Here is a 20908-nt window from a genome sequence, read left to right as displayed (position 1 = left end):
CCCAGCCGCCGACGCCGTTGCCGGCGGCCAGCAGGAAGGCGGAGTGGTGCGACTCGGAGTGCTGGGCACGGGCATGGTCGGCCGCACGCTGGCGGCACGGTGGGCGGAACTCGGCCACGAGGTGACGGTCGGGACCCGCAACCCCGCCTCGCAGCTGGCCCGCAGCGACCGGGCCGAGGCGTTCTCGGCCTGGCTGGCCGAGCATCCCGGCGTCCGGCTGGCGACGTTCGCCGACGCGGCGGCGTCCGCGGAGATCGTCGTCAACGCCACCGCCGGGGGGTCGTCCCTCGACGCACTGGCACTGGCCGGCGCCGAGCACCTGGGCGGCAAGATCCTCATCGACGTCGCCAATGCGCTCGACCCGTCGCGAGGGATGCCGCCGTCGCTGCTGGTCGACAGCCACGAGTCGCTGGCCGAGCGCATCCAGCGCGCCTTCCCCGACGCCCGCGTGGTGAAGACGCTCAACACGCTCACGGCGGCGCTCATGGTCGACCCCGGCCGGCTCGCCGACGGTGACCACACGGTGTTCGTGTCCGGCGACGACGCCGATGCGAAGGCCGAGGTGACCCGGCTGCTGACCGAGCTCGGTCACCGTGACGTGGTCGACCTCGGCGACATCAGCACGGCCAGGGGCCCGGAGCTGTACCTCGTGCTGTGGCTGCGGCTGTGGGGCGCGCTGGGGACGGCGGTGCTCAACGTGAGGGTCGTCCGCTGACACCGGTGACGAGACGGCTCCGGCGGCGGCCACGGCGTCACTCGTCCGTGGCCACGGCCGGCGCCGGCTGTTCGTCGGCCTGCGGCGTCATGCCACCGCGCACGCGCGGCCAGCCGTCGTCGTCCCACTCGAGCGCGTCCAGCATCAGCACGCGACGTGGGGCGCCGCTGGGCGCAGTCGGGCGGTCCTGCTCGAAGGCGTGGTAGAGCAGCCACTCCTGGCCGTCGTCGTCGACGACCAGGTCGTGGTGGCCGGGCCCGACGAACTCCTCGCCGCCTTCGAGCAGCAGCGTGCCCTCGGACTGCTCGAGGTCGTTGCCGTCCCGGTCGAGGTACGGCCCGGTCAGCGTGTCGGCGCGGCCGACGGCCATGCGGTAGGTGCTCTGCAGGCCCTCGCAGCACGACCCGAGCGAACCGAAGAACCAGTAGCCGTCCTCGCGCGGCTCGATCTTGACCGCCTCCCAGGCGTCCCCGGCGATGCGTACGGGCTCGGAGACCACCTCGAGGCCGTCGTCGGACAGGTCCACGACGTAGATGCCGTGGAACGAGCCCCACACCAGGTGCAGGCCGGCGTCGGTGGTCACGATCGACGGGTCGATGGAGTTGGCCACACCGATCTCGTCGCTGAAGAACAGCGGGCCGAGGTCCTCGTAGGGGCCCTCGGGGGTGTCCGAGGTGGCCAGGCCGATGCCGGGGTTCGGGTCACCCCAGACCGACACGGCGTAGTACAGCAGGTAGCGCCCGTCGTGCTCGATGACCTCGGGGGCCCACAGGTAGCCGTCCTTCCAGCGTGGCCGGCGTTCGAAGGCCTCGCCGAGGTGTTCCCAGGTGACCAGGTCCTCGGAGCGCAGGACCGGCACGGGGCGACTGCCGGCGCCGTCGCCCCAGTCGTCCTCGGTCCCGAACGCGTACCAGGCGCCGTCCTCGGCCCGCACCACGCCCGGGTCGGCCAGGATCGGCTCGAAGACCGGGTTGGCGAATGTCGCCTCGGGCGCGGGGCGCCAGAACTGCGGTCCCGAGGCGCCGCAGCCGGCCGCCAGCAGGCCGGCCACGGCGAACGACACCAGGGCCCGGGCACGTCGCACGCTCATCCCTTCAGGCCCGAGCGGGCGACACCCTCGATCACGTAGCGCTGCGCGAACACGAACAGGGCGATCACCGGCACGGAGGCGATGACGCCGCCGGCCATGATCACGGGATAGTTGACGGTGTAGGCGCCCTGCAGCCGGGCCAGGCCGGGCGGCAGGGTCAGGCTCTCCGGGTTGAACAGCACGTAGACCGGCCACAGGAAATCGTTCCAGTTGGTCAGGAACGCGATCACCAGCAGCGTGGCGAGGGCCGGCTTGGACAACGGCAGCACGACCCGCAGGAAGATCTGGAACTGGTTCGCGCCGTCGATCAGCGCGGCCTCCTCCAGTTCGTCGGGCAGGCCGAGGAAGAACTGCCGCAGCAGGAACACCCCCAACGCGCCGGCGGCCTGCGGGACGATCACCGACCACAAGCTGTCGAGCCAGCCGAAGGTGTCGACGATGAGGTAGTTGGGCACCAGGAAGATGATCGGCGGGATGAACAGCGTGGACAGGATCACGCCGAACATCAGCTTCTTGCCGCGGAAATCCATGCGGGCCAGGGCATAGGCCGCCGGCGCCGCCGTGGCGACGACCAGCACCGCGTGGGCGGTCGCGGCCAGCATGCTGTTCATGAACCAGCGCAGCACCGGCGTGTCGGTGCCCGGACGGAACAGCAGCTCGTAGGCGGCCGTGGTCACGTCGGACGGCAGGAACTGCAGCGGCCAGCGTGTCGCCTCGGGGTTGGTCTTCAGCGAGGTCGACAGCATCCACAGCAGCGGCGCGATGTAGATCAGGCTGAGGACGACCAGCACCGTGTAACCGAGCGGCTTGGCCCAGGGACGGCGGGTCTGCACGCCGCTGTCGGGGGTCTCCTCGGCGGTGGTGTCGTCGGGTCGGTGGTCGAGCGCGGTCATGCGTCGTCCTCCCAGCGGCGGAAGAACCACCACATCACGAGGCTGGTCGCCATCAGGAACAGCGCGAGGATGTAGCTCATCGCCGCGGCGCTGCCGAGCCGGAACTGGCCCAGGCCCTCCTCGGCGATCAGCATCACGGCCGTGCGCGTGCGGTTGCCGGGCGCGCCCTGGGTCACCAGGAAGGCCTGCCCGAACATGTTCGCCGACGCGAGCACGGTGACGGTCACGACGAACACCAGCACCCGCCGCAGGCCCGGCAGGGTGATGTGCCAGAACCGATTCCAGGCGTTGGCGCCGTCCACCGACGCCGCCTCGTACTGGTCGCGCGGGATCTCCTGCAGGCCGGCCAGGTAGATCACGGTGTTGAACCCGAGGGTCCACCACACCGTCAGCACGACCAGCAGGATCCAGCCCCACGGCAGTGCGGTCGTCCACGGGATGTTGCTCGACAGCCCGAGACGCCCGAGCAGGAAGTTGATGGCCCCGATGTTGGGGTCGCCGAGGAACCGCCACAGCAGCCCGACAACGGCCACGCCCAGCACGTAGGGGGTGAAGTAGACCGCGCGGAAGAACGTCCGGCCGCGCAGCCGCAGGTTGAGGACCAGCGCCACCAGGAGGGGCAGGACCAGCAGCAGCGGCACGCTCAGGACGACGAAGATCCCGGTGGCGCGCATGCTCATCCAGAAGGCGGCCCCCCGCTGGGAGCCGGCCTCGAACAGCCGCGCGTAGTTCTCCAGCCCGAGGAAGATCGGGGCGCCGAAGAACTCCCACTGGTGCAGGCTGATCCACAGTCCGTAGATCGCCGGGGCGGCGACGAAGACGAGGAAGAGCACCAGGTAGGGCGCGAGGAAGACGTATGGCGCCCACCAGGCCCCGTGGGTGCCGCGCCCGGTGGGCGCGGCACCCGAGGCACCGGTCGACGGTCCGCTGGTGGTGTCGGACGTCGTCGCGGTCATGGCCGGCTCACGCTTCCCGCTGGGCGGACTCCAGCAGCTCGTTCGCCCGCGCCACGCCGTCGGCAAGTGCCTGTTCCGCGCTCTTCTGGCCGAGGACCGCCTCACCGACCGCCGTCTCCAGCTCGCCCTGCGCGTCGCCGACGCCGGGGACCGGCGGTGCGAAGCGGACGTAGTCGAGCTGCTGGGCGAAGGTGGGCTGGAACTCGAGCTGCTCGAACTCGCTGCTCTCGCGGACGCTGGCCCGCGCCGGGATCTGGCCGGCCTCGGCCCACTGCAGGGAGTGCCCCGAGATCCAGTTCATGAACGCCGAGGCGGCGCGGATCTTGTTCTCGTCCTGGCCCTGCTTGTTCATGAGCACGAAGTTGTGGCTGGACCCCCACACGGCCGGCTCGCTGCCGATCTGGGGCACCTCGGCGACGCCCCACTCCAGGTCCGGGTCCTCGCCGTAGCCCTGGATCATCCAGATGCCGTTCCAGATGAAGGCGTTGTTGTCGTTGGTGAACGCCACGTGTTCGGCGTCCTGACCGACGTCCGACGGGCTGTGGCCCTCCTCGATGAGGCTGAGGTACCACTCGAGCGCCTCGACGTTCTCTGGTGCGTCGAAGGTCGCCTCGCTGGCGTCCTCGTTGTAGAGCTGGCCACCGAACTGGTAGGCGAGCGACTGGAAGGTCAGACCGCCGGTGAACATGAACGGTGACACCCAGTGGCCCTGGATGTCGTTGCTGCGCATCGCGTCCAGCGCGTCCATGAGGCTGTCGCGATCGGTCGGCGGCGACTCCGGGTCGAGGCCGGCCTGCTCCATGACCCGCTTGTTGTAGTAGAAGCCCAGCGGGTGGATGTCCAGCGGCACGCCGTAGCGACGGTCCTGGTAGATGCCCGCCTGCCACACCGCCGGGTCGAAGTCCGACTCCTCGAGTTCGAGAGCTTCGGTGACGTTGTCGAGCGGCAGGATCACGCCGCGGGCGGCGTTGGTGCCGAGCTGGTCGAGGTGCATGACGGCGATGTCGGGACCCTCACCGCGGCTGACCGCCGGCGGCACGCTGCTGTAGAAGTCCTCCCACTGCAGCGTGTTCATCTCCACCGTGACGTTGTCGTGCTCCTGGTTGTACTGGTCGACCAGGTCACGCAGGAACGGCCCGTCGGCGCCGGTGAAGCCGTTCCAGAACGCCAGTGTGACGGCCGGCCCGTCGTACTCGCGTGACACGTCGATCTCGGCGGCCTCCTCGCCGGCGCCGCCGTTGCCGCGCCCGCAGGCGGACAGGGCGGCGGCCGCGCCGGCTCCGAGGCCGACGCGGATGAAGCCGCGCCGCGACAGGAGCGGCATGGTGCTGCGCAGATGGTTCATGAGCGTGCTCTCCCTTGGCTGCTGGTGCTCACGTCGTCATCACGTGGTCGTTGCCGCACGGGCCGACGCCGGGTCCACCTTCGGGCGGCGGTCGAAGGTCAGCAGGCCGTTGGCCTCCTGCTCGACGTCGGTCAGCTGCGTGTAACAGAAGCCCTGCACCACCTCGGAGGCGGTGACCGCCGCGATCAGCTCGCGGTAGCGCTCGAGCAGGGCGTCGGTGCTGTCGACCGTGTGGTAACCCCACGTGTCGCCCGCACCCACCAGTGCGATTCCCCCGAATTCGGTGACGAGGACCGGTTCACCGCGGTGGGCATGCCCAACGGTGTAGAGCGGCCGGCCGGCCGGTTGGGCCCGCAGCGTCGACGCGAGGTCCTCGTAGTGGCCGCGGACCGTGTCCGCGTCGCCGTAGTCGTGGATCGTGAGCAGATCCGTGGCGGCCTGCTCCCAGCCGTCGTTGGACACCACCGGGCGGGTCGGGTCCAGCGAGCGCGTGAGGTGGTACAGCGCCTGGACCAGGTCGCGGTGGCGCGGGTCCGACGCCAGCCGGGGCACCCCCCAGCTCTCGTTGACGGGCACCCAGGTCACCACGCACGGGTGGTTGCGGTCGCGGGCGATCACCTGCTGCCACTCGTCCGCGACCCGCTGGGCCATGGCGGCGGAGAACGCGTAGGCGCTGGGCATCTCGTCCCACACGAGGAAGCCCAGACGGTCGGCCCAGTACAGCCAACGCGGGTCCTCGACCTTCTGGTGCTTGCGGGCGCCGTTGAAGCCGAGTTCCTTGGCCAGTTCGATGTCGCGACGCAGGTCGTCGTCACTGGGGGCGGTGAGCAGGCCGCCCGGAAAATAGCCCTGGTCGAGCACGAGCCGCTGGTAGTAGGGCCGCCCGTTGAGCAGCACCCGCCCGTCGCGGGTCTCGATCGAGCGCATCCCGAAGTAGCCGGCGACGCGGTCGCCGATCCGGCCGTCCTCGTGCTCCAGGCTCACCTCGAGGTCGTGCAGCCGCGGGTGCTCGGGCGACCAGGTCGCGACGTTCTGCCAGTCGGCGACCGCGCCGGTGTGGCGGCCGCGTGGCGGTGCGACGGAGAAGCGGCGGGTGAGGGTCGGTTCGGTGACCCGCACCCGGTCGTCGACCAGCGTCACGTCGTCGTGACGGACGACGACGCGCGCCGTGGCACCCACCGCCGTGGGGTCGAGGTGCAGCGTGATCTCCACCTCGGCGCTGGGCAGGTTGGGGGTCAGCTCCCAGGCGTGCAGGCGCGCAATCGGGACCGGCTCGAGCCAGACCGTCTGCCAGATGCCGGTCGTCGGCGTGTAGAAGATGTTCTCGCTCTTCGGCTGCCAGAACTGCTTGCCGCGCGGGATGGTGAGGTCGTCGAGCGGGTCGAAGGCGCGCACGACGACGACGTGCTGATCGGCCGCCCCGAGCGCGTCGGTGACGTCGGCGGTGAATGGCGTGTGCCCGCCGACGTGGTCGGCGACGCGCTGGCCGTCGACCCAGACGGTGGCCTCGTAGTCGACCGCGCCGAAGTGCAGCAGCAGGCGTTCGTCGCCATCGGTGCGGGGGTCGGTGAAGGTGCGGGCGTACCAGACGACGTCGTGGCGGCCGGTGTCCCCGATCCCCGACTGCTCGCTCTGGAAGGCGAACGGGACGGTGATCCGCTGCGTGAACGGCCCGTCGTCCAGGTCGTCGACGGTCCGCTGGTACCACCGCTCCGCGAGCCCGGCGTCCTTGTCGTCGAACGCGAACGACCACACGCCGTTGAGGTTCTCCCAGCGCTCGCGGCGCAGCTGCGGGCGCGGGTACTCCGGACGCGGGATCGTCATCGGGCCTCCTCCAGCGGACGTACCTCGGGCACGGCCAGGCCCGTCCAGTCGGTGGCGGGCGGGTCGGTGGCCCGCAGCGCGGCGGCGGTGGTCTCCGGCAGCGTGTCGTTGATGAACAGGCCGGTGGCGGTCTCCACGGAGGCGCGGATCTTCAGCTTGTCGGGGCCCCGATGCGGGGGCAGGAACTCGAACGACAGGTGCCAGTCCGGCTGGTCGTGCGGCGCCTCGTGGGCGACCATCATGTAGGGCAGGTCGTGGTCGAAGAGCCGGTCGTAGCGCAGCACCAGCTCGCGCAGCGCCGCCGCCAGGTCGAGCCGCTCCACGGCGGTGAGGTCACCGAGGCGGCGGGCGCCATGGCGCCGGGCGCGAACGTGGACCTCGTACGGCCAGCGTGGGGCGAACGGGACCGTCACCGCGAAGCTGTCGTTCTCCATGACGTGGCGATCGTGCGCGGCGTCGTCGGTGGCGACGATCCGGCAACCGAGGCAGTCGCCGTGCTCGGCACGATGGGCGTGGTGGCGGTCGTTGCGCAGGGCGATCTGCGGCGGCAGGTGGTCGAACGCGTAGATCTGCCCGTGCGGGTGCGACAGCGTGGCGCCGACCCCCTCGCCGCGGTTCTCGAAGATCAGGACGAACGCGACGTCGTCCTGGCTCCAGAGGTCGCGGCTGCGGTCGGTCCAGACGGCGATCACCTCGGCGACCTGCGAGGGCTCCAGCGTGGCCAGCGATCCCTCGTGCTGCTCGGTGTAGAGCACCACCTCGCAGCGGCCCTGCGACGGTGCCGTCGGCGCGGTGACGGGGTCCTCGCCGGCGGCCGGTGTCGGCGGCTGCGCCATCAGCGACGGGAAGCGGTTCTCGAAGACGGCGGCCTCGTAGGAGAAGGGCAGCTCCGGGCCGCCCGGGCACAGCGGACACGACGGCGTGCCGTCGGGCGCGTCGGCCGAGCCGGCCACCGGCTTGGTCTGCGGGCGGGTGTTGCGGGCCGGGGAGACCGCGATCCACGTCCCCGTGAGGGCGTCCAGGCGCATGTGGAGTTGCGGCGGCTCCGCGGCGGCAGCCGGTCGGTCGTCGAGGGAGCCGCGCAGTTCGCCGTAGACGTAGAGGCGGCGGCCGCCGGGATGGCGCAGCGTGTGGCGGGGCAGGGCGGGCGAGTCTTCGACGGGGTGCGGCTGTGCGGACATGCGCCCTGTGCTCCTCGGTGCGCCGGCTCCCTGGACGCGGCCCGCGTCTCTGCGAGCCTCGATGCCGACCCTACGAGGGCTTTCGAAGACTTGTCAATACCTACGTTGGTTTACGATTCGCGGTCTGGTCCGTTCAACGCCCCGGGGGTCGGCCGATCGGCCGCAGGAGGTCGCCTGACCACCCCTGAACAGGGGAAACGCCCGGCGAGGGCGGGCCGCCACTCGCCGGGCGTGTGGGTGCCCCCGGCAAGAATCGAACTTGCGACGCACGGTTTAGGAAACCGACGCTCTATCCACTGAGCTACGGGGGCGGGCCTGTCGGGAGTCCGCGTCACGGGAACGCCGGGCCTGGGATCACCCAGGAACGGACCCGTCCGGCCCCTCCGGCGCGTATCTCGACAGGGCGGTCAGGGTAGCGGCGGCAGGGGAGGCCCCCTCGAAGCCGCTCGGCGTCGCGGCGTGTCGGGTGCCCACCCGGAAGGCGCCGGGGCGGATCCACCCGTCCCTGCCTCGAACGGCGAGGCTTCGGCCGAGATCACGGCGACCGTCCGTTCGGCACCCGGCCGTCGGGCCCGAACGGTTCCTCGCAGGCGTCGTAGCGTGGGATCGCGCCCCCTGAGGCGACCCGGGGCGCGAGGGAGCATGCGATGGCGGAGACCATGAACGCGCTCGACCTGCTGGCCAGGGACCACCGCGAGGTGGAGGACCTGTTCACGCAGTACGAGGCGACGACCGACACCGAGCGCAAGACGGAGATCGCGCACCAGGTCGTGCACGACCTGGCCGTCCATGGCGAGATCGAGGAGCTGCGGTTCTACCCGCGCCTGCGGGAGGTGCTCGACAACGGCGACGCCCTCGCCGACGAAGCCATCGAGGAGCACCTCGCCATCAAGAACACGCTCAACGATCTCGATTCGATGACGGCGGAGGACGACGGGTTCGACGACCGCATGCGCGAGCTGATGGCCGAGGTGCGCCACCACGTCCAGGAGGAGGAGGGCGAGCTGTTCACCGGACTCCGACAGGCCCTCGACGAGGAGGAACTGCAGACGCTCGGGGAGAAGCTGGAACGGGCGCGGTCGATGGTGCCCACCCGTCCGCACCCCGGCGCCCCGACCTCGCCGGGCGCCAAGGCCGCGGCCAGCCCACCGGTGGCGCTCATCGACCGCATCCGCGACGCCATCCGCAACGCCGGCGACTGACCCCCCGGCCGGCTGGCCGCGCCGACGGCTGAGCGGCGCCGGCCGGATCGGCTGGGAACCCTGTGGACGCGGCTCGCCCGCCAGCCGCTGCAGCCTGCCCGTGCAGCGGCTGCGCGGGGGCTGCCTATCCGCCGCGACGCGGCGGATAGTGCAGCTGCGGACATTTCGCCGATCCGGGGGGAACCAGATGCGAGCGTCCAGCAGTGCCGCAGTCGTCGCCCTCGTCCTCAGCGCGTCGCTGCCAGCATCGAGCGCCGTGGCCGCGCCCGAGCGACCGGGGCAACCCCGCTTCGTCGAGGGAGCCCCGGGCGTCGGCGACGAATACTTCCCGCTCGCCGGCAACGGCGGCTACGACGTCCAGCACTACCACCTGGAGCTGAGCTACGAACCCCTGGACCCCGAGGGTCCCGTGGAGGAGGCGACCGGGCGCCTGGACGGCGTCGCCACGATCGAGTTCACCGCCACCGCCGACCTGTCGCGCTTCAACCTCGACCTGCGTGGCCTGGAAGTGGAGTCCGTGACGGTCGACGGCAAGCGGGCACGCTACGAGCACGAAGGCCAGGAGCTCATGATCTCGCCGCGCCCGAAGCTGCGCGTCGGCGAGGACTACACCGTCGTCGTGACCTACGGCGGCACGACGGGCCGGCCGACGGACGTCACCGGCGAGCTCTACGGCTGGGTGTCGACGCCCGACGGCGCCATGGTCGTCAACGAACCGGACGGAGCGCCGACTTGGTACCCGGTCAACGACCACCCGACGGACAAGGCCACGTACTCCTTCGAGATCACGGTGCCCGAGGGCAGCGTCGCCGTCGCAAACGGCCTGCTGGTCGACCAGCGGACCGCGTCGGGCTGGTCGACGTTCGTGTGGGACGCGCCCGATTCGATGGCCAGCTACCTCAGCACCGCCACCATCGGGAACTTCGTCCTCTCCCAGCGCACCACCGCCGACGGCCTGCCGATCATCGACGCGATCGACCGGGACCTGCCGCCCGATGCCGCCGCTGGTCTCGCCCGGACCGACGAGATGATCGCCTTCTTCACCGACCTCTACGGGCCGTACCCCTTCGTGGCGTACGGGGCGATCATCGACGACGACTCCGTCGGCTACGCGCTGGAGACCCAGACGCGGCCGATCTACTCGGGTCCGCCACCGGAGACGACCGTCGCCCACGAGCTGGCGCACCAGTGGCTCGGCAACCTCGTCAGTCCGGCCCGCTGGCAGGACATCTGGCTGAACGAGGGGTGGGCGACCTACAGCGAGTGGCTGTGGCTCGACCACACCGATCAGCAGGACATCCAATCGTCGTTCGACGAGGCCTACGCGGTCCCGGCCGAGAGCCCCTTCTGGAACGTCGTCATCGGCGACCCCGGACCGGAGGACCTGTTCGCCGGCGCCGTCTACGACCGGGGTGCGATGACGCTGCACCTGCTACGGGAGCAGCTCGGCTACGACGCCTTCTTCGCGTTCGTCCGGGACTGGATCGAGACGTACGCCGACTCGGCGGCCACGACCGACGACTTCATCGCGCTCGCGCAGAAGTACACCGACGACGACCTCACCGCGTTCTTCGACACCTGGCTGTACTCGCCGGGCAAGCCGTCGCTGCCCTGAGGTTCCGACGAGCGCCGGGCGCGCCCACGCGGGCGCGGCCGGCGCTCGCGTGTTCGCGGCGCTGATCGGCCTCCAAGGCGCCGGGGTCACCGTCGTCCTGCCACCCCGGGTGGTCGCCCGGCCAGTGTCGCGAGATGCGGCGCGCACCCCACGGTTGTCGCACCGGTCCGACGATGAAGGAGATGCCATGTCCGTCGCACGCGTCACCGAGATCAGCGCGAAGTCCGACACCAGCTTCGAGGACGCCATCAACCAGGGCATCGAGCGGGCGACCCGCACCCTGCGCAACGTCCGCTCCGCCTGGATCAAGGAACAGCGGGTCACGATCGACGACGGATCCGTCTCGAGCTACCAGGTCAACATGATGATCACGTTCGAGCTGGAGGACTGATCACACCGGCGGGCCGCGCCGTCCTGGACGGCACGGCCCGCGTGCACGCCGGCGCCGCCGCCTCCGGTGGACGGCGCCGGCGTCCCGCTCACGGCACCTCGACCGTGACCCGGTCCCCGGTTGCGACCGCCCTCAGGCCGTCGCCGCGGATGATGGCCGTGTTGCGATGCCCGTCCCCGGCCTCCGCCCAGTTGCCGTCGTTGCCGAAGATCTGCGCGGTGTTGCGGTTGCCGTCGCGGGCGAAGGCGTTGTTCAGGTTGCGGCCGACGACGCTGGCGACGTTGCGGTGGCCCCGCTCGGCGAACGCGCCGCTGCGGTTGCCGTCGACGGTGGCCAGGTTGCGGTGGCCGGAGCGCGCACTCGCGTAGTTGTCGAAGCCGCCCCCGACCGTCGCACGGTTACGGTTGCCGTCGCCGGCCAGCGCGGTGCTGTTGCGGCCCTCGGCGAGCGCCACGTTGCGGTTGCCGCCGGTCGCCTCGGCCCGGTGGATGCCGCCACCCGCCGCGACGGCCCGGTTCCGATGGCCGTCCCCGGCGACCGCGAACGTGGCGTCGCCCACGGCACGGGCGCGGTTGTGGTCGCCGTCGCGTGCCGTCGCCCGGCTGTCATCGCCCCGAACGACCGCCCGGTTGAGGCGCCCGCGGACGGCCGCCGCCTCGCTGCGGTCACCCACCACCGAAGCGCGGTTGCCACGCCCACCCGTGGCGGTCGCAGCGCTGCCGTCACCGGTGACGACCGCCCGCGTGTCGCGTCCGCGAGCGACGGCGGCGCTGTGCTCACCGCGGGCACGCGCGAACGAGCCCGGGCCCGTCGCGGAGCAGGTCGCGGTACCGCGCTGGACCTGCACCCGTCCCTCGGCGGCGACGCAGAGGCTGTCCGGCGCCGCTGGCGCCACGCCCGTCCCGAAGCCCACCGACCACAGCAGGGCTGCGGCTCCGACCGCCCCCGCGCGCCTGCCCGTTCGCCGACCACCCATGTCCATCCCCCGTCTCGGTGCGTCGTCGCGGCGGAGCCTGCCGCCCACCGGGTCGATCGCACAGAGGCGGCTGTCCCGTGGCGAAGCGGGCCCCCGGCGTGCGCGTGGCTACGGTCCGAGGCACGGACGGCCTGGCAGGGCGTGACCGTGCAACCCAGACGTCGAGTACGCCATGAAGGAGCAGCGCATGCGCGCGGTGCAGGTCACCAGCTTGGACGGCCCCGACGCGGTCGAGGTGAACGACATCGATGAACCGGGTGCCGCCGACCGCCGGGTCGTCGTCGACGTGCATGCGGCCGGCGTGACGTTCCCCGACGTCCTCGTGACCCGCGGGCAGTACCAGGTCAAGCCGCCGCTGCCGTTCGTGCCCGGTTCCGAGGTCGCCGGCGTCGTCCGCGAGGCGCCGGAGGGCGCGGCCGTGCGGCCCGGCGACCGGGTGGCCGCCTTCCCGGGCTTCGGCGGCTTCGCGGAGACGGTCGCGGTCGACCCGCGTCTGGTCTTCCCGCTGCCCGACGAGCTTCCGTTCGCGGCCGGCGCCGGCCTGCCGATGAACTACCTCACGGTGCACTTCGCGCTCGTGCGCCGCGGTGCGCTGCAGCCGGGCGAAACCGTGCTGGTCCACGGCGCGGCCGGCGGCGTCGGCACCGCCGCGATCCAGCTCGCCAAGGCGCTCGGGGCGCGCGTCGTCGCGGTCGTGTCCAGCGACGCCAAGACCGCCGTCGCCCGCGAGGCCGGCGCCGACCAGACCGTGCCGGCCGACGGGTTCAAGGAGGCGGTCGCCGACCTCACCGACGGTCGCGGGGTCGACGTCGTGGTCGACCCCGTCGGCGGCGACCGGTTCACCGACTCGCTGCGCAGCCTGGCGACGGAAGGCCGTGTGCTCGTGATCGGCTTCACCGGCGGCGAGATCCCCACCGTGAAGGTCAACCGCCTGCTGCTCAACAACATCGCCGTCGTCGGCGTCGGCTGGGGCGCCTACTGGCTGCGCGAGCCCGACTACCCGCAGCAGCAGTGGGCGGAGCTGAGCCCCCACGTCGAATCGGGGGCGTTGCGCCCGGTGCTCGGCAGCAGCTACCCGCTCGAGCACGTGGTCGAGGCACTCCGCGAGCTCGACGAACGCCGCGCCCAAGGCAAGCTGGTCCTCGAGGTCCGTTGAGGACTGTGGGCGGCGACGTCGCCATCCACGCCGGACGTGCAGGAGTCGGGCATGGCGGTCGAGCTCGTCTCGATGGAGCGGCTGCAGTTCGGTCCCGGGGGCCCGGTGCGGGCGGCATCCGCGCTCGCGCGGTTCGGGGACGGCTGGCTGGTCGCACAGGACGATGCGAACCACGCCGCCTGGTGGCGACCCGACTCGGGGACCATCGAGCGGATCCGTCTCCTGCCGGCCCGTGATGGCCTGGACGTCTTCGGTGACGCGGACGGCACCAAACACCTCAAACCCGACTTCGAGGCCGCCTGCGACGTCGCCACGGATCCGGCCGGCGCCGTCCTGCTGCTGGGGTCGGGCTCGCTGCCGCGACGGACCCGGGGGGTCCTCGTCCGCGCCATGCCCGACTGCCCGCTCGTGCGATCGGCCGACCTCGCACCGCTGTACGAGCGGGTCCGCCATGCCCTGGGGCTCCGCCCGACACAACTCAACCTCGAGGGGGCGTGTGTCGTCGGCGACCGGATGCGCTGGTTCCAGCGCGGCCACGGCCCGACCGGTGTCGCCTCGGCCAGCGTCGACCTGCCACTCCACGACCTGCTCGCGACCATCGAGGAAGGGCGGCCAGCAGCGTCGGTCGAGATCGGCGACGTCCGTCGCTACGAGTTCGGCACGCTCTGCGGCCAGCCTCTTGCCATCACCGACGCCGTGCTCCTGCCGGACGGCCGGATCTGTGTGTCGGCGACCGCAGAGGACGCGCCGGACGCCATCGCCGATGGCCCCGTCGCCGGCTCGGTCCTGGGCCTGCTCGACGGGGGCGGCGGGTCCGTGGAGATCCTCCCGTTGGACGAGGCGGTGGCGGGCTGCAAGGTCGAGGGCCTCGCGGTACTCCCGACGCACCGGTCCCAGCTGCGTCTGCTGGCAGTCGTCGACGAGGACGATCCGACGGTCGGGTCGATCGCGCTGACGCTCGGCCTCGGCGAGGTCGCACCCGGCTGACGGCGAAGCTCAGACGAAGGGGCCGGGCGGACGCAACGGGACCGCCGTGGCGTAGAAGAGCAACCGGCCGACGAGTTCCGAGGCGCCGAAGGCCAGCAGCATCGACCAGACCATCGGCGCGGTGCCGCGCAGCGTGTCACCGCGGCGCAGACGCCACAGCAGCATCACGGCCAGGACCACACCGAGCACCCAGCCGGCACCGCGCAGGACCAGCAACCACCGATGGTCGACCGTGAACAGCGCCAGGCTCGCCTCCCCCTCGAGGCCGAGGGACGACAACCTCGACAGCTTCCAGGCCAGCGACCCGGCTTCCAGGCCCGCCCCGGCCAGGACCGTGACCGCGCGCCCCGTACGGGCAGAACGTGCACATCTTGCAGCCGATGCACACGTCGGGGTCGACGAGTACCACCCCGTCGTCGCGCTTGGTGTACGCGCCGGCGAGGTGGCGAGCAGCCGTCCCCCGAATGGCACGGCACCGGGAGCGGTCAGCCCGAGTCCGGCCGTACCCGTCAGTTGCAGGAACCGGCGGCGGTCCATGCCGAACAGGCGGTCCGCTCGGCGCTCGCCGCCGGTGGTCGGTGACGTGGCGGCATCGGCCACGGCGGCTCTCCTCCGTCGTGCCGTCGCATCGCACGTCCGGGCGGCTCGACGAGAAGGATCGGCCGTGGCCGTCGACGCCGGCAGCGAGGGAAGGCCCGAGTCGCGGGTACCTGTGCAGGACCGGTCCGAGACGTCGGCCCTGACCGGCGTCGCCACGCGCCGAGCCTCCGGGTCAGCCCTCTTCCGCGAGCACCTCGTCGATCCAGCCCATGGCGGCCACCGCCGAGGGGAAGCCGGCGGTCGTGATCGCCAGCACGGCGGCGTGTCGGATGGCGTCGGGGGAACAGCCCACGCCCAGGGCCTTGCGGACGTTCGAGCGCACCGCTCCCTTGGCGAGCGCGCCGATGGCGATGCCGAGCGTCGCCAGGCGCTGCTCGCGCTCGTCCAACGGTCCGGCGGCCTCGCCGGCCCGGCCCAGCGCGTCCAGCGCGGCGGCAACGTCCGGATACCGCTCACGGATGCCGACGTAGACGTCCGGCAGGTACTCGACGTCAGGGGCCTCGTCCACGGCCGTTTCCTCGTCTTCGGCGTGCGGCCGACCCTACTGGCCTCGCGGGTGGCGGCGCCGAAGCGCCGGTCGTGGCCCACGCCGATCCCGCCGGCTGCTCAGGCGGCGGCTCGGCCGAGGAAGTGCCGCAGGTCGCGTACCGCGATGCGGGCCGCCCGGTTGGCGCCGATCGTGCTGGCCGACGGGCCGTAGCCCAGCAGATGGATGCGCGGGTCGCCGGCCACGTGCGTTCCGGCCATGCGGATGCCGCCGGCGCGGTCGCGCAGGCCCAGCGGGGCGAGATGGTCGAGGGCGTGGCGGAACCCGGTCGCCCACAGGAGGACGTCGGCACGCACGACGCGGCCGTCGTCCCAGGCGACGCCCTCCGGCGTGATGCGGTCGAACATCGGCAGCCGCTCGAGCGCGCCCCGGGCGCGGGCCTCTTCCACCGGCGGCGTCGCGACCAGGCCGGTCACGCTGACGACGCTGGACGGGCGGCGCCCCGCGGCGACGGCTTCCTCGACCCGGGCGACGGCGGCGCGGCCCGCATCCTGGTCGAAGGGCGCGTCGCGCCAGCGCGGCGGCCGGCGGGTCACCCAGGTCGTCGAGGTGACCGCCGAGATCTCGGCCAGGTGCTGGATCGCGGAGTGCCCACCCCCGACCACGACCACGTGGTGCCCGACGAACTCGTCGGGCCCGTGGTAGTCGGCGGTGTGCAGCTGCCGTCCCCGGAAGCGTTCCGCGCCCGGGTACACGGGCCAGAACGGACGGGTCCAGGTGCCGGTCGCGTTGATCAGGGCGCGGGTCCGCAGCTCGCCATCGTCGGTCGCGACCAGCAGCCGGCCGTCGCCGGCCTCACGTACCGCCCGAACCGGCTCGGGCCGGTGGACGGGCAGGTCGAAGTGGCGCTCGTAGCGGGCGAAGTAGTCGGCGACGACCTCGCTGGCCGGGGCGTCCTGCGGCGCCTCCGCTGCCGGCGGAAGTCCCGGCAGCGGATGCAGCCCGTGCACGGCCTGCATCGTCAGGGTCGGCCAGCGGTGTTGCCAGGCGCCGCCGGCCCGATCGGCGGCGTCCAGCACGACGAAGTCGCCCTCCCTCGCGAAACCGCGCGCCGCGAGGAAGTACGCCGCGGACAGGCCCGCCTGCCCGGCACCGACGACGACCACCTCGACGTCGCGCACGGTCACGAACCGCGCAGCAGTTGCTCGAACGGGACCACCTCGTCGAAGGGGTCGGCGCGCCGAGCCGCCGACTCGTGCACCGGCGCGCCGGCCAGCAGCTGCGCCAACTGATCGGCCGCGCGCTCGATCCGGGCGGTCAGCCCGCCATCGACCTCGCCGCCGGCGCCCCAGTCCTCCGAGGCCGCGAAGACCGCGGTGGGCACGACCAGCGCCTTGAGGTACGCGAACAGCGGCCGCAGGGCGTGTTCCAGCGCCAAGGAGTGCCGGGCGGTGCCGGCGGTGGCCGCGATCAGCACCGGCGTGCCGGTCAGGGCGTCGGGCTCCAGCACGTCGAAGAACGACTTGAACAGCCCGCTGTACGAGGCGCTGAAGATCGGCGTGACCGCGATCACGCCGTCGGCACCGGCGACGGTGTCCTTGGCGGCCTGCAGCGGACCGCTGGCGAACCCGGTCAGCAGGTGGTTGGTCAGGTCGTGGGCGAGCTCACGGACCTCGACGATCTCCACGACGACGTCGTCGCCGCCGCGCCGCACCGCTGCGACGGTCGCTGCGGCAAGACGGTCGGCGAGCAGGCGCGTCGACGACGGCTGGCTGAGACCCGCCGTGACGACGGCCAGCGTCCGGGTCGTCATCGCACACCTCCTTCGACCTCGTCGTGGGCCGGCGCGAGCACGTCGCCCGCCGCGGCGTCGCGCGCCGCCGTCAGGCTGGCGTGGGTGGGCGCGTCGGGCACGTGGGCCGGTCGCCCGACGGCGAGCTCGCGGCGCAGCGCCGGCACGACCTCGCCACCGAGGATCTCGAGCTGCTCGAGCACGGTCTTCAACGGCAGCCCGGCGTGGTCGATCAGGAACAGTTGCCGCTGGTAGTCACCGACGGCGTCGCGCATGCCGGCGTAGCGCTCGATGACCTGCTGGGGGCTGCCGACCGTCAGCGGGGTCTCGGCCGTGAACTCCTCCAGGGACGGTCCGTGGCCGTAGACGGGTGCGACGTCGAAGTACGGCCGGAACTCGCGCACGGCGTCCTGCGAGTTCGGCCGCATGAAGACCTGGCCGCCGAGGCCCACGATCGCCTGGTCGGCGCCGCCGTGGCCGTAGTGCTCGAAGCGGCGGCGGTAGAGCCCGACCAGCCGCCGGGTGTGCTCCATCGGCCAGAAGATGTTGTTGTGGAAGAAGCCGTCGCCGTAGTACGCGGCCTGCTCGGCGATCTCCGGGCTGCGGATCGAGCCGTGCCACACGAACGGAGGGGTGCCGTCCAGCGGGCGGGGCGTCGAGGTGAAGCCCTGGAGCGGGGTGCGGAACCGGCCTTCCCAGTTCACGACGTCCTCGCGCCACAGCCGGTGCAGCAGCGCGTAGTTCTCCACCGCCAGCGGAATGCCCTGCCGGATGTCCTGTCCGAACCAGGGGTAGACGGGCCCGGTGTTGCCACGTCCCATCATCAGGTCGACCCGCCCGTCGGCGAGGTGCTGCAGCATCGCGTAGTCCTCGGCGATCTTGACCGGGTCGTTGGTCGTGATGAGGGTCGTCGCCGTGGACAGGATCAGTCGCGAGGTACGCGCCGCGATCCAGCCGAGCATCGTCGTCGGTGAGGACGGCACGAACGGTGGGTTGTGGTGCTCGCCGGTGGCGAAGACGTCGAGGCCCACCTCCTCGGTCTTCTGCGCGATGGTGACCATCGCCTTGATCCGCTCCGCCTCCGTGGGCGTGCGGCCGGTGGTGGGGTCGGGGGTGACGTCCCCGACGCTGAAGACCCCGAACTGCATGTGGGTGCGCCTCCGGCAGATCCGTGAAGTGGTTTCTCGTGCAATCAACTGGCCAACGCCCGCCGGCTGCCGCGCATTCCTCCCGGCTATCGTGCGCGCCGCCAACGCCTGGGGGAGACATGTCGGCATCGGGACGGGACCGCGGACCACGCGCGATCGCGCTGCTGCTCGCCGCGGGTCTGGCCGCAGCCTGCAGCGGCGGTGCCGGCCAGGACGAGGTGTCGGCCGGTGACGTGATCGTCGCCCGGGCGGACCGCGAGGTCGCGGACACCCACGCCGAGGTGGCGCCCGACGGCGCCGATCCGGCCGCCACCGCGGAGGGCCGGGCCGCAGGGCCCGGTCGCTCCGACGCCGCCAGGGCGGAAGGCTCGACCGGACCCGACGACGCGCCGAGCGAGGCTCGCCGCAGCCGCCCGCGCCCGACCGAGCCGCCGACGTTCCGCGAGGGCGGGGTGCTGGAGGAGGCCTTCGACGAGGACAACCCCTTCCCGGACTTCGAGATGGACTGTCTGACCGAGGAGGACTTCGAGGTCGTCGGCCAGGTGCTCGGTCCCGATGCCGTGGAGGAGTTCGAGGACCTGGTCGAGCAGGGCTACCTGGAACGTTGCTGACATCGCACGTTCTTGCCAGCCAATGACGCCAACGGCAGTTGATACTGATTAGTCTTCACGCGCCGGACGGCTACGTGCGGGGACTCGGGAGGTTCCCACGGGGGCACGAGGGGGCGTCCGGGTCAGGGGAGCCTTCGCGTGAAGACCATGTTCCGTGGCCTGCTGGCGGCCGTCGCCGCCGGCAGCCTGCTGCTGCCGGGCGTCGCCGCGGCAGCCGACCAGATCGGCGGCGTCACACCCGCCGTCGCGATCGCCGGACCACCCGCGTCCGTCGCGGTCCTCGGTGACTCGATCTCGGCGGGCACCGGCGCCGACGGGCGCAGCCTGTTCGACACCATCTCGCCGTTGCCCGGCACGGAGCGGCCCAACCGCTCATGGGCGACCGGGGACCAGTACAGCGACCTGCAGAGCGTGTTCCAGCGCACCCGGGCCCTGCGGCCCGGCCAGGCGACGACACGCGCCAACCTCGCCGTCAACGGCGCCCGGGCGCAGAACATCGTCGGGCAGGTGCAGGGTGCGCCGGGCGACGTCGGCCTGATCCTCATCCAGATCGGTGGCAACGACCTGTGCCGCTCCACGGTCGAGGACATGACGTCGATCGCCGAGTACCGGGCCCAGATCGACGCGACGCTGGCCTGGGTGGCGCAGAACCGTCCCGACGCGCGGGTGCAGATCAACTCGGTGCCGGACATCTACCGTCTGTGGGAGATCCGGCGGACCAACGCCGTCGCGGTCACGTTCTGGGCACTCGGCCTGATCCCGTGCCAGTCGCTGCTGGCCAACCCCACGTCCGAGGCGCCCGCCGACATGGCCCGTCGCGACGCGGTCCGTGCCCGCGGGCTGGCCTACAACGAGCAGTTGCGCGAGGCGTGCGCCCAGTATCTGCGCTGCCGGTACGACGACGACGCGACGTGGCTGTTCAGCAACGACCCAGCCGGGTTCGTCAACGGCGACATCTCGAGCCAGGACCACTTCCACCCCTCCTACCAGGGGCAACAGAAGCTCGCGGCCGTGTCCTGGCAGGCCGGGTTCGACTTCACCGACGCGAAGGCGCCCACGGTGTCGGTCGCGACCGTGCCCGAAGCCAACGATGCCGGTTGGCACGCCGCGCCGGTCGACGTCGAGGTGAGCGCCACCGACGACGCCGGCGTGGCCGGGTTGGAGATCCGTGTCCACGCGCCGGACGGCACGGTCGGGCCCTGGGCTCCGGTGTTCGACGACCGCGCGCGTGTGACGGTCGAGCTCGACGGCACCACGCATGTCGAGGCACGTGCCGTCGACGTGAACGGCAATGTGTCGGGCAGCGTCGTGCAGACGGTGCACCTCGACCAGGTGGCGCCGACGGTGCAGGTCCACGCACCCACCGACGACCTGGAGGTCGTGCTCGGTGACGAGGTGTTCGTCGAGTACGGCTGCGACGACGACCGGTCGGGTGTGGTGGCGTGCGAGGGCACGCGAGCCAACCTCGCCACGCTCGACACCTCGCGTGTCGGGGCGCACGAATTCACGGTCACCGCGACGGACGCGGCGGGCAACGTGACCACGCTCACGCGTCGCTACCGGGTCGTGTACGCCGTGGCGGCCGCCGCCGACCGGCTCGAGGTGGACGGACCGATCCGCGTCAACCGCAACGCGACCCTGCCGGTGCGCGTCGCGATCGAGGACGTGGCCGGCGCCGCCGTCGCCGGGCTGTCGCCCGCGCTGCGCCTCGTGGCCGAGGACGGCACGAGCCGGCCGGCCGGGGCGCTGGCGTTCGATGCCGTCGAGGCGCGCTACGCGGCGCAGGTGAGCCTGCGCGGGCTCGGTGTCGCGGCCGGTGACCACCGGCTGGTGGCCGACCTCGACGACGGCACCGAGCGCGTCATCGCGCACCTCGAGGTGCGCTGACACGCCGTCACGGTGTGGCGGGCGGGGGGCCGCCCGCCCCACCCACGGCGAG

Annotated in this window: 20 protein-coding genes and 1 tRNA gene; 8 read left to right on the top strand and 13 right to left on the bottom strand. The window is 72.2% G+C overall.

The features are described from left to right. Window positions 1-46: 46 nt before the first annotated feature. Window positions 47-715 carry an NADPH-dependent F420 reductase gene (locus ACERM0_RS18665; protein ID WP_373680160.1) on the top strand — a complete coding sequence of 223 codons (669 nt, stop codon included), beginning with the start codon at window positions 47-49 and terminating at the stop codon, window positions 713-715. A 37-nt stretch (window positions 716-752) separates the two neighbouring features. Here the strand turns inward: ACERM0_RS18665 and ACERM0_RS18660 are convergent, their stop codons facing one another. The 7 genes from ACERM0_RS18660 to ACERM0_RS18630 form a co-directional block, all read right to left on the bottom strand. After that, window positions 753-1805, bottom strand: a complete 1053-nt coding sequence (locus tag ACERM0_RS18660; protein WP_373680134.1) for a family 43 glycosylhydrolase — start codon at window positions 1803-1805, stop codon at window positions 753-755. Beyond that, window positions 1802-2698, bottom strand: a complete 897-nt coding sequence (locus tag ACERM0_RS18655; protein WP_373680133.1) for a carbohydrate ABC transporter permease — start codon at window positions 2696-2698, stop codon at window positions 1802-1804. The genes ACERM0_RS18660 and ACERM0_RS18655 overlap by 4 nt, the downstream gene beginning before the upstream one ends. Continuing rightward, entirely contained in the window at window positions 2695-3654 is a 960-nt protein-coding gene (locus ACERM0_RS18650; RefSeq protein ID WP_373680132.1) for a carbohydrate ABC transporter permease, read from the bottom strand. The genes ACERM0_RS18655 and ACERM0_RS18650 overlap by 4 nt, the downstream gene beginning before the upstream one ends. Before the next feature lie 7 nt (window positions 3655-3661). Then, entirely contained in the window at window positions 3662-4999 is a 1338-nt protein-coding gene (locus tag ACERM0_RS18645) for an ABC transporter substrate-binding protein (RefSeq protein WP_373680131.1), read from the bottom strand. A gap of 39 nt (window positions 5000-5038) precedes the next feature. Beyond that, on the bottom strand, window positions 5039-6823 hold the full coding sequence (locus ACERM0_RS18640) for a glycoside hydrolase family 2 protein (RefSeq protein ID WP_373680130.1): 1785 nt from the start codon (window positions 6821-6823) through the stop codon (window positions 5039-5041). Next, on the bottom strand, window positions 6820-8004 hold the full coding sequence (gene galT / locus ACERM0_RS18635) for a galactose-1-phosphate uridylyltransferase (RefSeq protein ID WP_373680129.1): 1185 nt from the start codon (window positions 8002-8004) through the stop codon (window positions 6820-6822). The genes ACERM0_RS18640 and galT overlap by 4 nt, the downstream gene beginning before the upstream one ends. Window positions 8005-8242: 238 nt before the next feature. Next, window positions 8243-8315 (bottom strand) — tRNA-Arg (locus tag ACERM0_RS18630). Window positions 8316-8651: 336 nt separating this feature from the next. Here ACERM0_RS18630 and ACERM0_RS18625 point away from each other — a divergent pair. The 3 genes from ACERM0_RS18625 (at window position 8652) to ACERM0_RS18615 (ending at window position 11212) form a co-directional block, all read left to right on the top strand. Next, on the top strand, window positions 8652-9206 hold the full coding sequence (locus tag ACERM0_RS18625) for a hemerythrin domain-containing protein (protein WP_373680128.1): 555 nt from the start codon (window positions 8652-8654) through the stop codon (window positions 9204-9206). A gap of 256 nt (window positions 9207-9462) precedes the next feature. Next, window positions 9463-10821 carry a M1 family metallopeptidase gene (locus ACERM0_RS18620; RefSeq protein WP_373680127.1) on the top strand — a complete coding sequence of 453 codons (1359 nt, stop codon included), beginning with the start codon at window positions 9463-9465 and terminating at the stop codon, window positions 10819-10821. A gap of 187 nt (window positions 10822-11008) precedes the next feature. After that, a complete protein-coding gene (locus tag ACERM0_RS18615) occupies window positions 11009-11212 on the top strand; it encodes a dodecin family protein (RefSeq protein ID WP_373680126.1) in 204 nt (67 codons plus the stop codon). Window positions 11213-11300: 88 nt separating this feature from the next. On the opposite strand, the gene ACERM0_RS18610 is transcribed toward ACERM0_RS18615, so the two are convergent. Continuing rightward, entirely contained in the window at window positions 11301-12125 is an 825-nt protein-coding gene (locus tag ACERM0_RS18610; RefSeq protein WP_373680125.1) for a hypothetical protein, read from the bottom strand. Between the two features lie 250 nt (window positions 12126-12375). On the opposite strand from ACERM0_RS18610, the gene ACERM0_RS18605 reads away from it, so the two are divergent. Both ACERM0_RS18605 and ACERM0_RS18600 read left to right on the top strand, forming a co-directional pair. After that, window positions 12376-13344, top strand: coding sequence for an NADPH:quinone oxidoreductase family protein (locus ACERM0_RS18605; protein ID WP_373680124.1), 969 nt, complete (start codon window positions 12376-12378; stop codon window positions 13342-13344). A gap of 51 nt (window positions 13345-13395) precedes the next feature. Next, entirely contained in the window at window positions 13396-14331 is a 936-nt protein-coding gene (locus tag ACERM0_RS18600) for a hypothetical protein (RefSeq protein WP_373680123.1), read from the top strand. Window positions 14332-14340: 9 nt separating this feature from the next. Here the strand turns inward: ACERM0_RS18600 and ACERM0_RS18595 are convergent, their stop codons facing one another. The 5 genes from ACERM0_RS18595 to ACERM0_RS18575 all read right to left on the bottom strand — a co-directional run bounded on the left by ACERM0_RS18595 (window position 14341) and on the right by ACERM0_RS18575 (window position 18358). After that, a complete protein-coding gene (locus tag ACERM0_RS18595) occupies window positions 14341-14931 on the bottom strand; it encodes a hypothetical protein (protein ID WP_373680122.1) in 591 nt (196 codons plus the stop codon). 172 nt (window positions 14932-15103) lie between these two features. Continuing rightward, on the bottom strand, window positions 15104-15439 hold the full coding sequence (locus ACERM0_RS18590; protein WP_373680121.1) for a carboxymuconolactone decarboxylase family protein: 336 nt from the start codon (window positions 15437-15439) through the stop codon (window positions 15104-15106). 98 nt (window positions 15440-15537) lie between these two features. Continuing rightward, the gene (locus tag ACERM0_RS18585) at window positions 15538-16599 is read right to left on the bottom strand and encodes an NAD(P)-binding domain-containing protein (RefSeq protein WP_373680159.1); all 1062 of its coding nucleotides are present in this window, start codon (window positions 16597-16599) and stop codon (window positions 15538-15540) included. A gap of 2 nt (window positions 16600-16601) precedes the next feature. Then, window positions 16602-17231, bottom strand: coding sequence for an FMN reductase (locus ACERM0_RS18580; protein WP_373680120.1), 630 nt, complete (start codon window positions 17229-17231; stop codon window positions 16602-16604). After that, window positions 17228-18358, bottom strand: a complete 1131-nt coding sequence (locus ACERM0_RS18575; protein WP_373680119.1) for an LLM class flavin-dependent oxidoreductase — start codon at window positions 18356-18358, stop codon at window positions 17228-17230. Before ACERM0_RS18575 ends, ACERM0_RS18580 begins: the two co-directional genes overlap by 4 nt. Before the next feature lie 119 nt (window positions 18359-18477). Between ACERM0_RS18575 and ACERM0_RS18570 the strand changes: the two genes are divergently transcribed. Together ACERM0_RS18570 and ACERM0_RS18565 are read left to right on the top strand one after the other, a co-directional pair. Next, window positions 18478-18969: a hypothetical protein gene (locus ACERM0_RS18570; RefSeq protein ID WP_373680118.1), complete on the top strand. Its 492-nt coding sequence runs from the start codon at window positions 18478-18480 to the stop codon at window positions 18967-18969. A gap of 147 nt (window positions 18970-19116) precedes the next feature. Continuing rightward, complete coding sequence (locus ACERM0_RS18565; RefSeq protein ID WP_373680158.1) at window positions 19117-20856, top strand: SGNH/GDSL hydrolase family protein; 1740 nt, start codon at window positions 19117-19119, stop codon at window positions 20854-20856. Window positions 20857-20908 lie beyond the last annotated feature (52 nt).

Source organism: Egicoccus sp. AB-alg2 (genome assembly GCF_041821065.1).
Taxonomy (GTDB): domain Bacteria; phylum Actinomycetota; class Nitriliruptoria; order Nitriliruptorales; family Nitriliruptoraceae; genus Egicoccus.
This window is presented reverse-complemented; position numbering and strand designations above follow the sequence as displayed.

Excerpts from the sequence above, each read along its gene's own strand:
- ACERM0_RS18655 (WP_373680133.1), bottom strand. The coding sequence starts at position 2,698 with ATGACCGCGCTCGACCACCGACCCGACGACACCACCGCCGAGGAGACC.
- ACERM0_RS18615 (WP_373680126.1), top strand. The coding sequence starts at position 11,009 with ATGTCCGTCGCACGCGTCACCGAGATCAGCGCGAAGTCCGACACCAGC.
- ACERM0_RS18660 (WP_373680134.1), bottom strand. The coding sequence starts at position 1,805 with ATGAGCGTGCGACGTGCCCGGGCCCTGGTGTCGTTCGCCGTGGCCGGC.
- ACERM0_RS18605 (WP_373680124.1), top strand. The coding sequence starts at position 12,376 with ATGCGCGCGGTGCAGGTCACCAGCTTGGACGGCCCCGACGCGGTCGAG.
- ACERM0_RS18600 (WP_373680123.1), top strand. The coding sequence starts at position 13,396 with ATGGCGGTCGAGCTCGTCTCGATGGAGCGGCTGCAGTTCGGTCCCGGG.
- galT (WP_373680129.1), bottom strand. The coding sequence starts at position 8,004 with ATGTCCGCACAGCCGCACCCCGTCGAAGACTCGCCCGCCCTGCCCCGC.
- ACERM0_RS18640 (WP_373680130.1), bottom strand. The coding sequence starts at position 6,823 with ATGACGATCCCGCGTCCGGAGTACCCGCGCCCGCAGCTGCGCCGCGAG.
- ACERM0_RS18580 (WP_373680120.1), bottom strand. The coding sequence starts at position 17,231 with ATGACGACCCGGACGCTGGCCGTCGTCACGGCGGGTCTCAGCCAGCCG.
- ACERM0_RS18625 (WP_373680128.1), top strand. The coding sequence starts at position 8,652 with ATGGCGGAGACCATGAACGCGCTCGACCTGCTGGCCAGGGACCACCGC.
- ACERM0_RS18575 (WP_373680119.1), bottom strand. The coding sequence starts at position 18,358 with ATGCAGTTCGGGGTCTTCAGCGTCGGGGACGTCACCCCCGACCCCACC.
- ACERM0_RS18645 (WP_373680131.1), bottom strand. The coding sequence starts at position 4,999 with ATGAACCATCTGCGCAGCACCATGCCGCTCCTGTCGCGGCGCGGCTTC.
- ACERM0_RS18565 (WP_373680158.1), top strand. The coding sequence starts at position 19,117 with ATGTTCCGTGGCCTGCTGGCGGCCGTCGCCGCCGGCAGCCTGCTGCTG.
- ACERM0_RS18570 (WP_373680118.1), top strand. The coding sequence starts at position 18,478 with ATGTCGGCATCGGGACGGGACCGCGGACCACGCGCGATCGCGCTGCTG.
- ACERM0_RS18650 (WP_373680132.1), bottom strand. The coding sequence starts at position 3,654 with ATGACCGCGACGACGTCCGACACCACCAGCGGACCGTCGACCGGTGCC.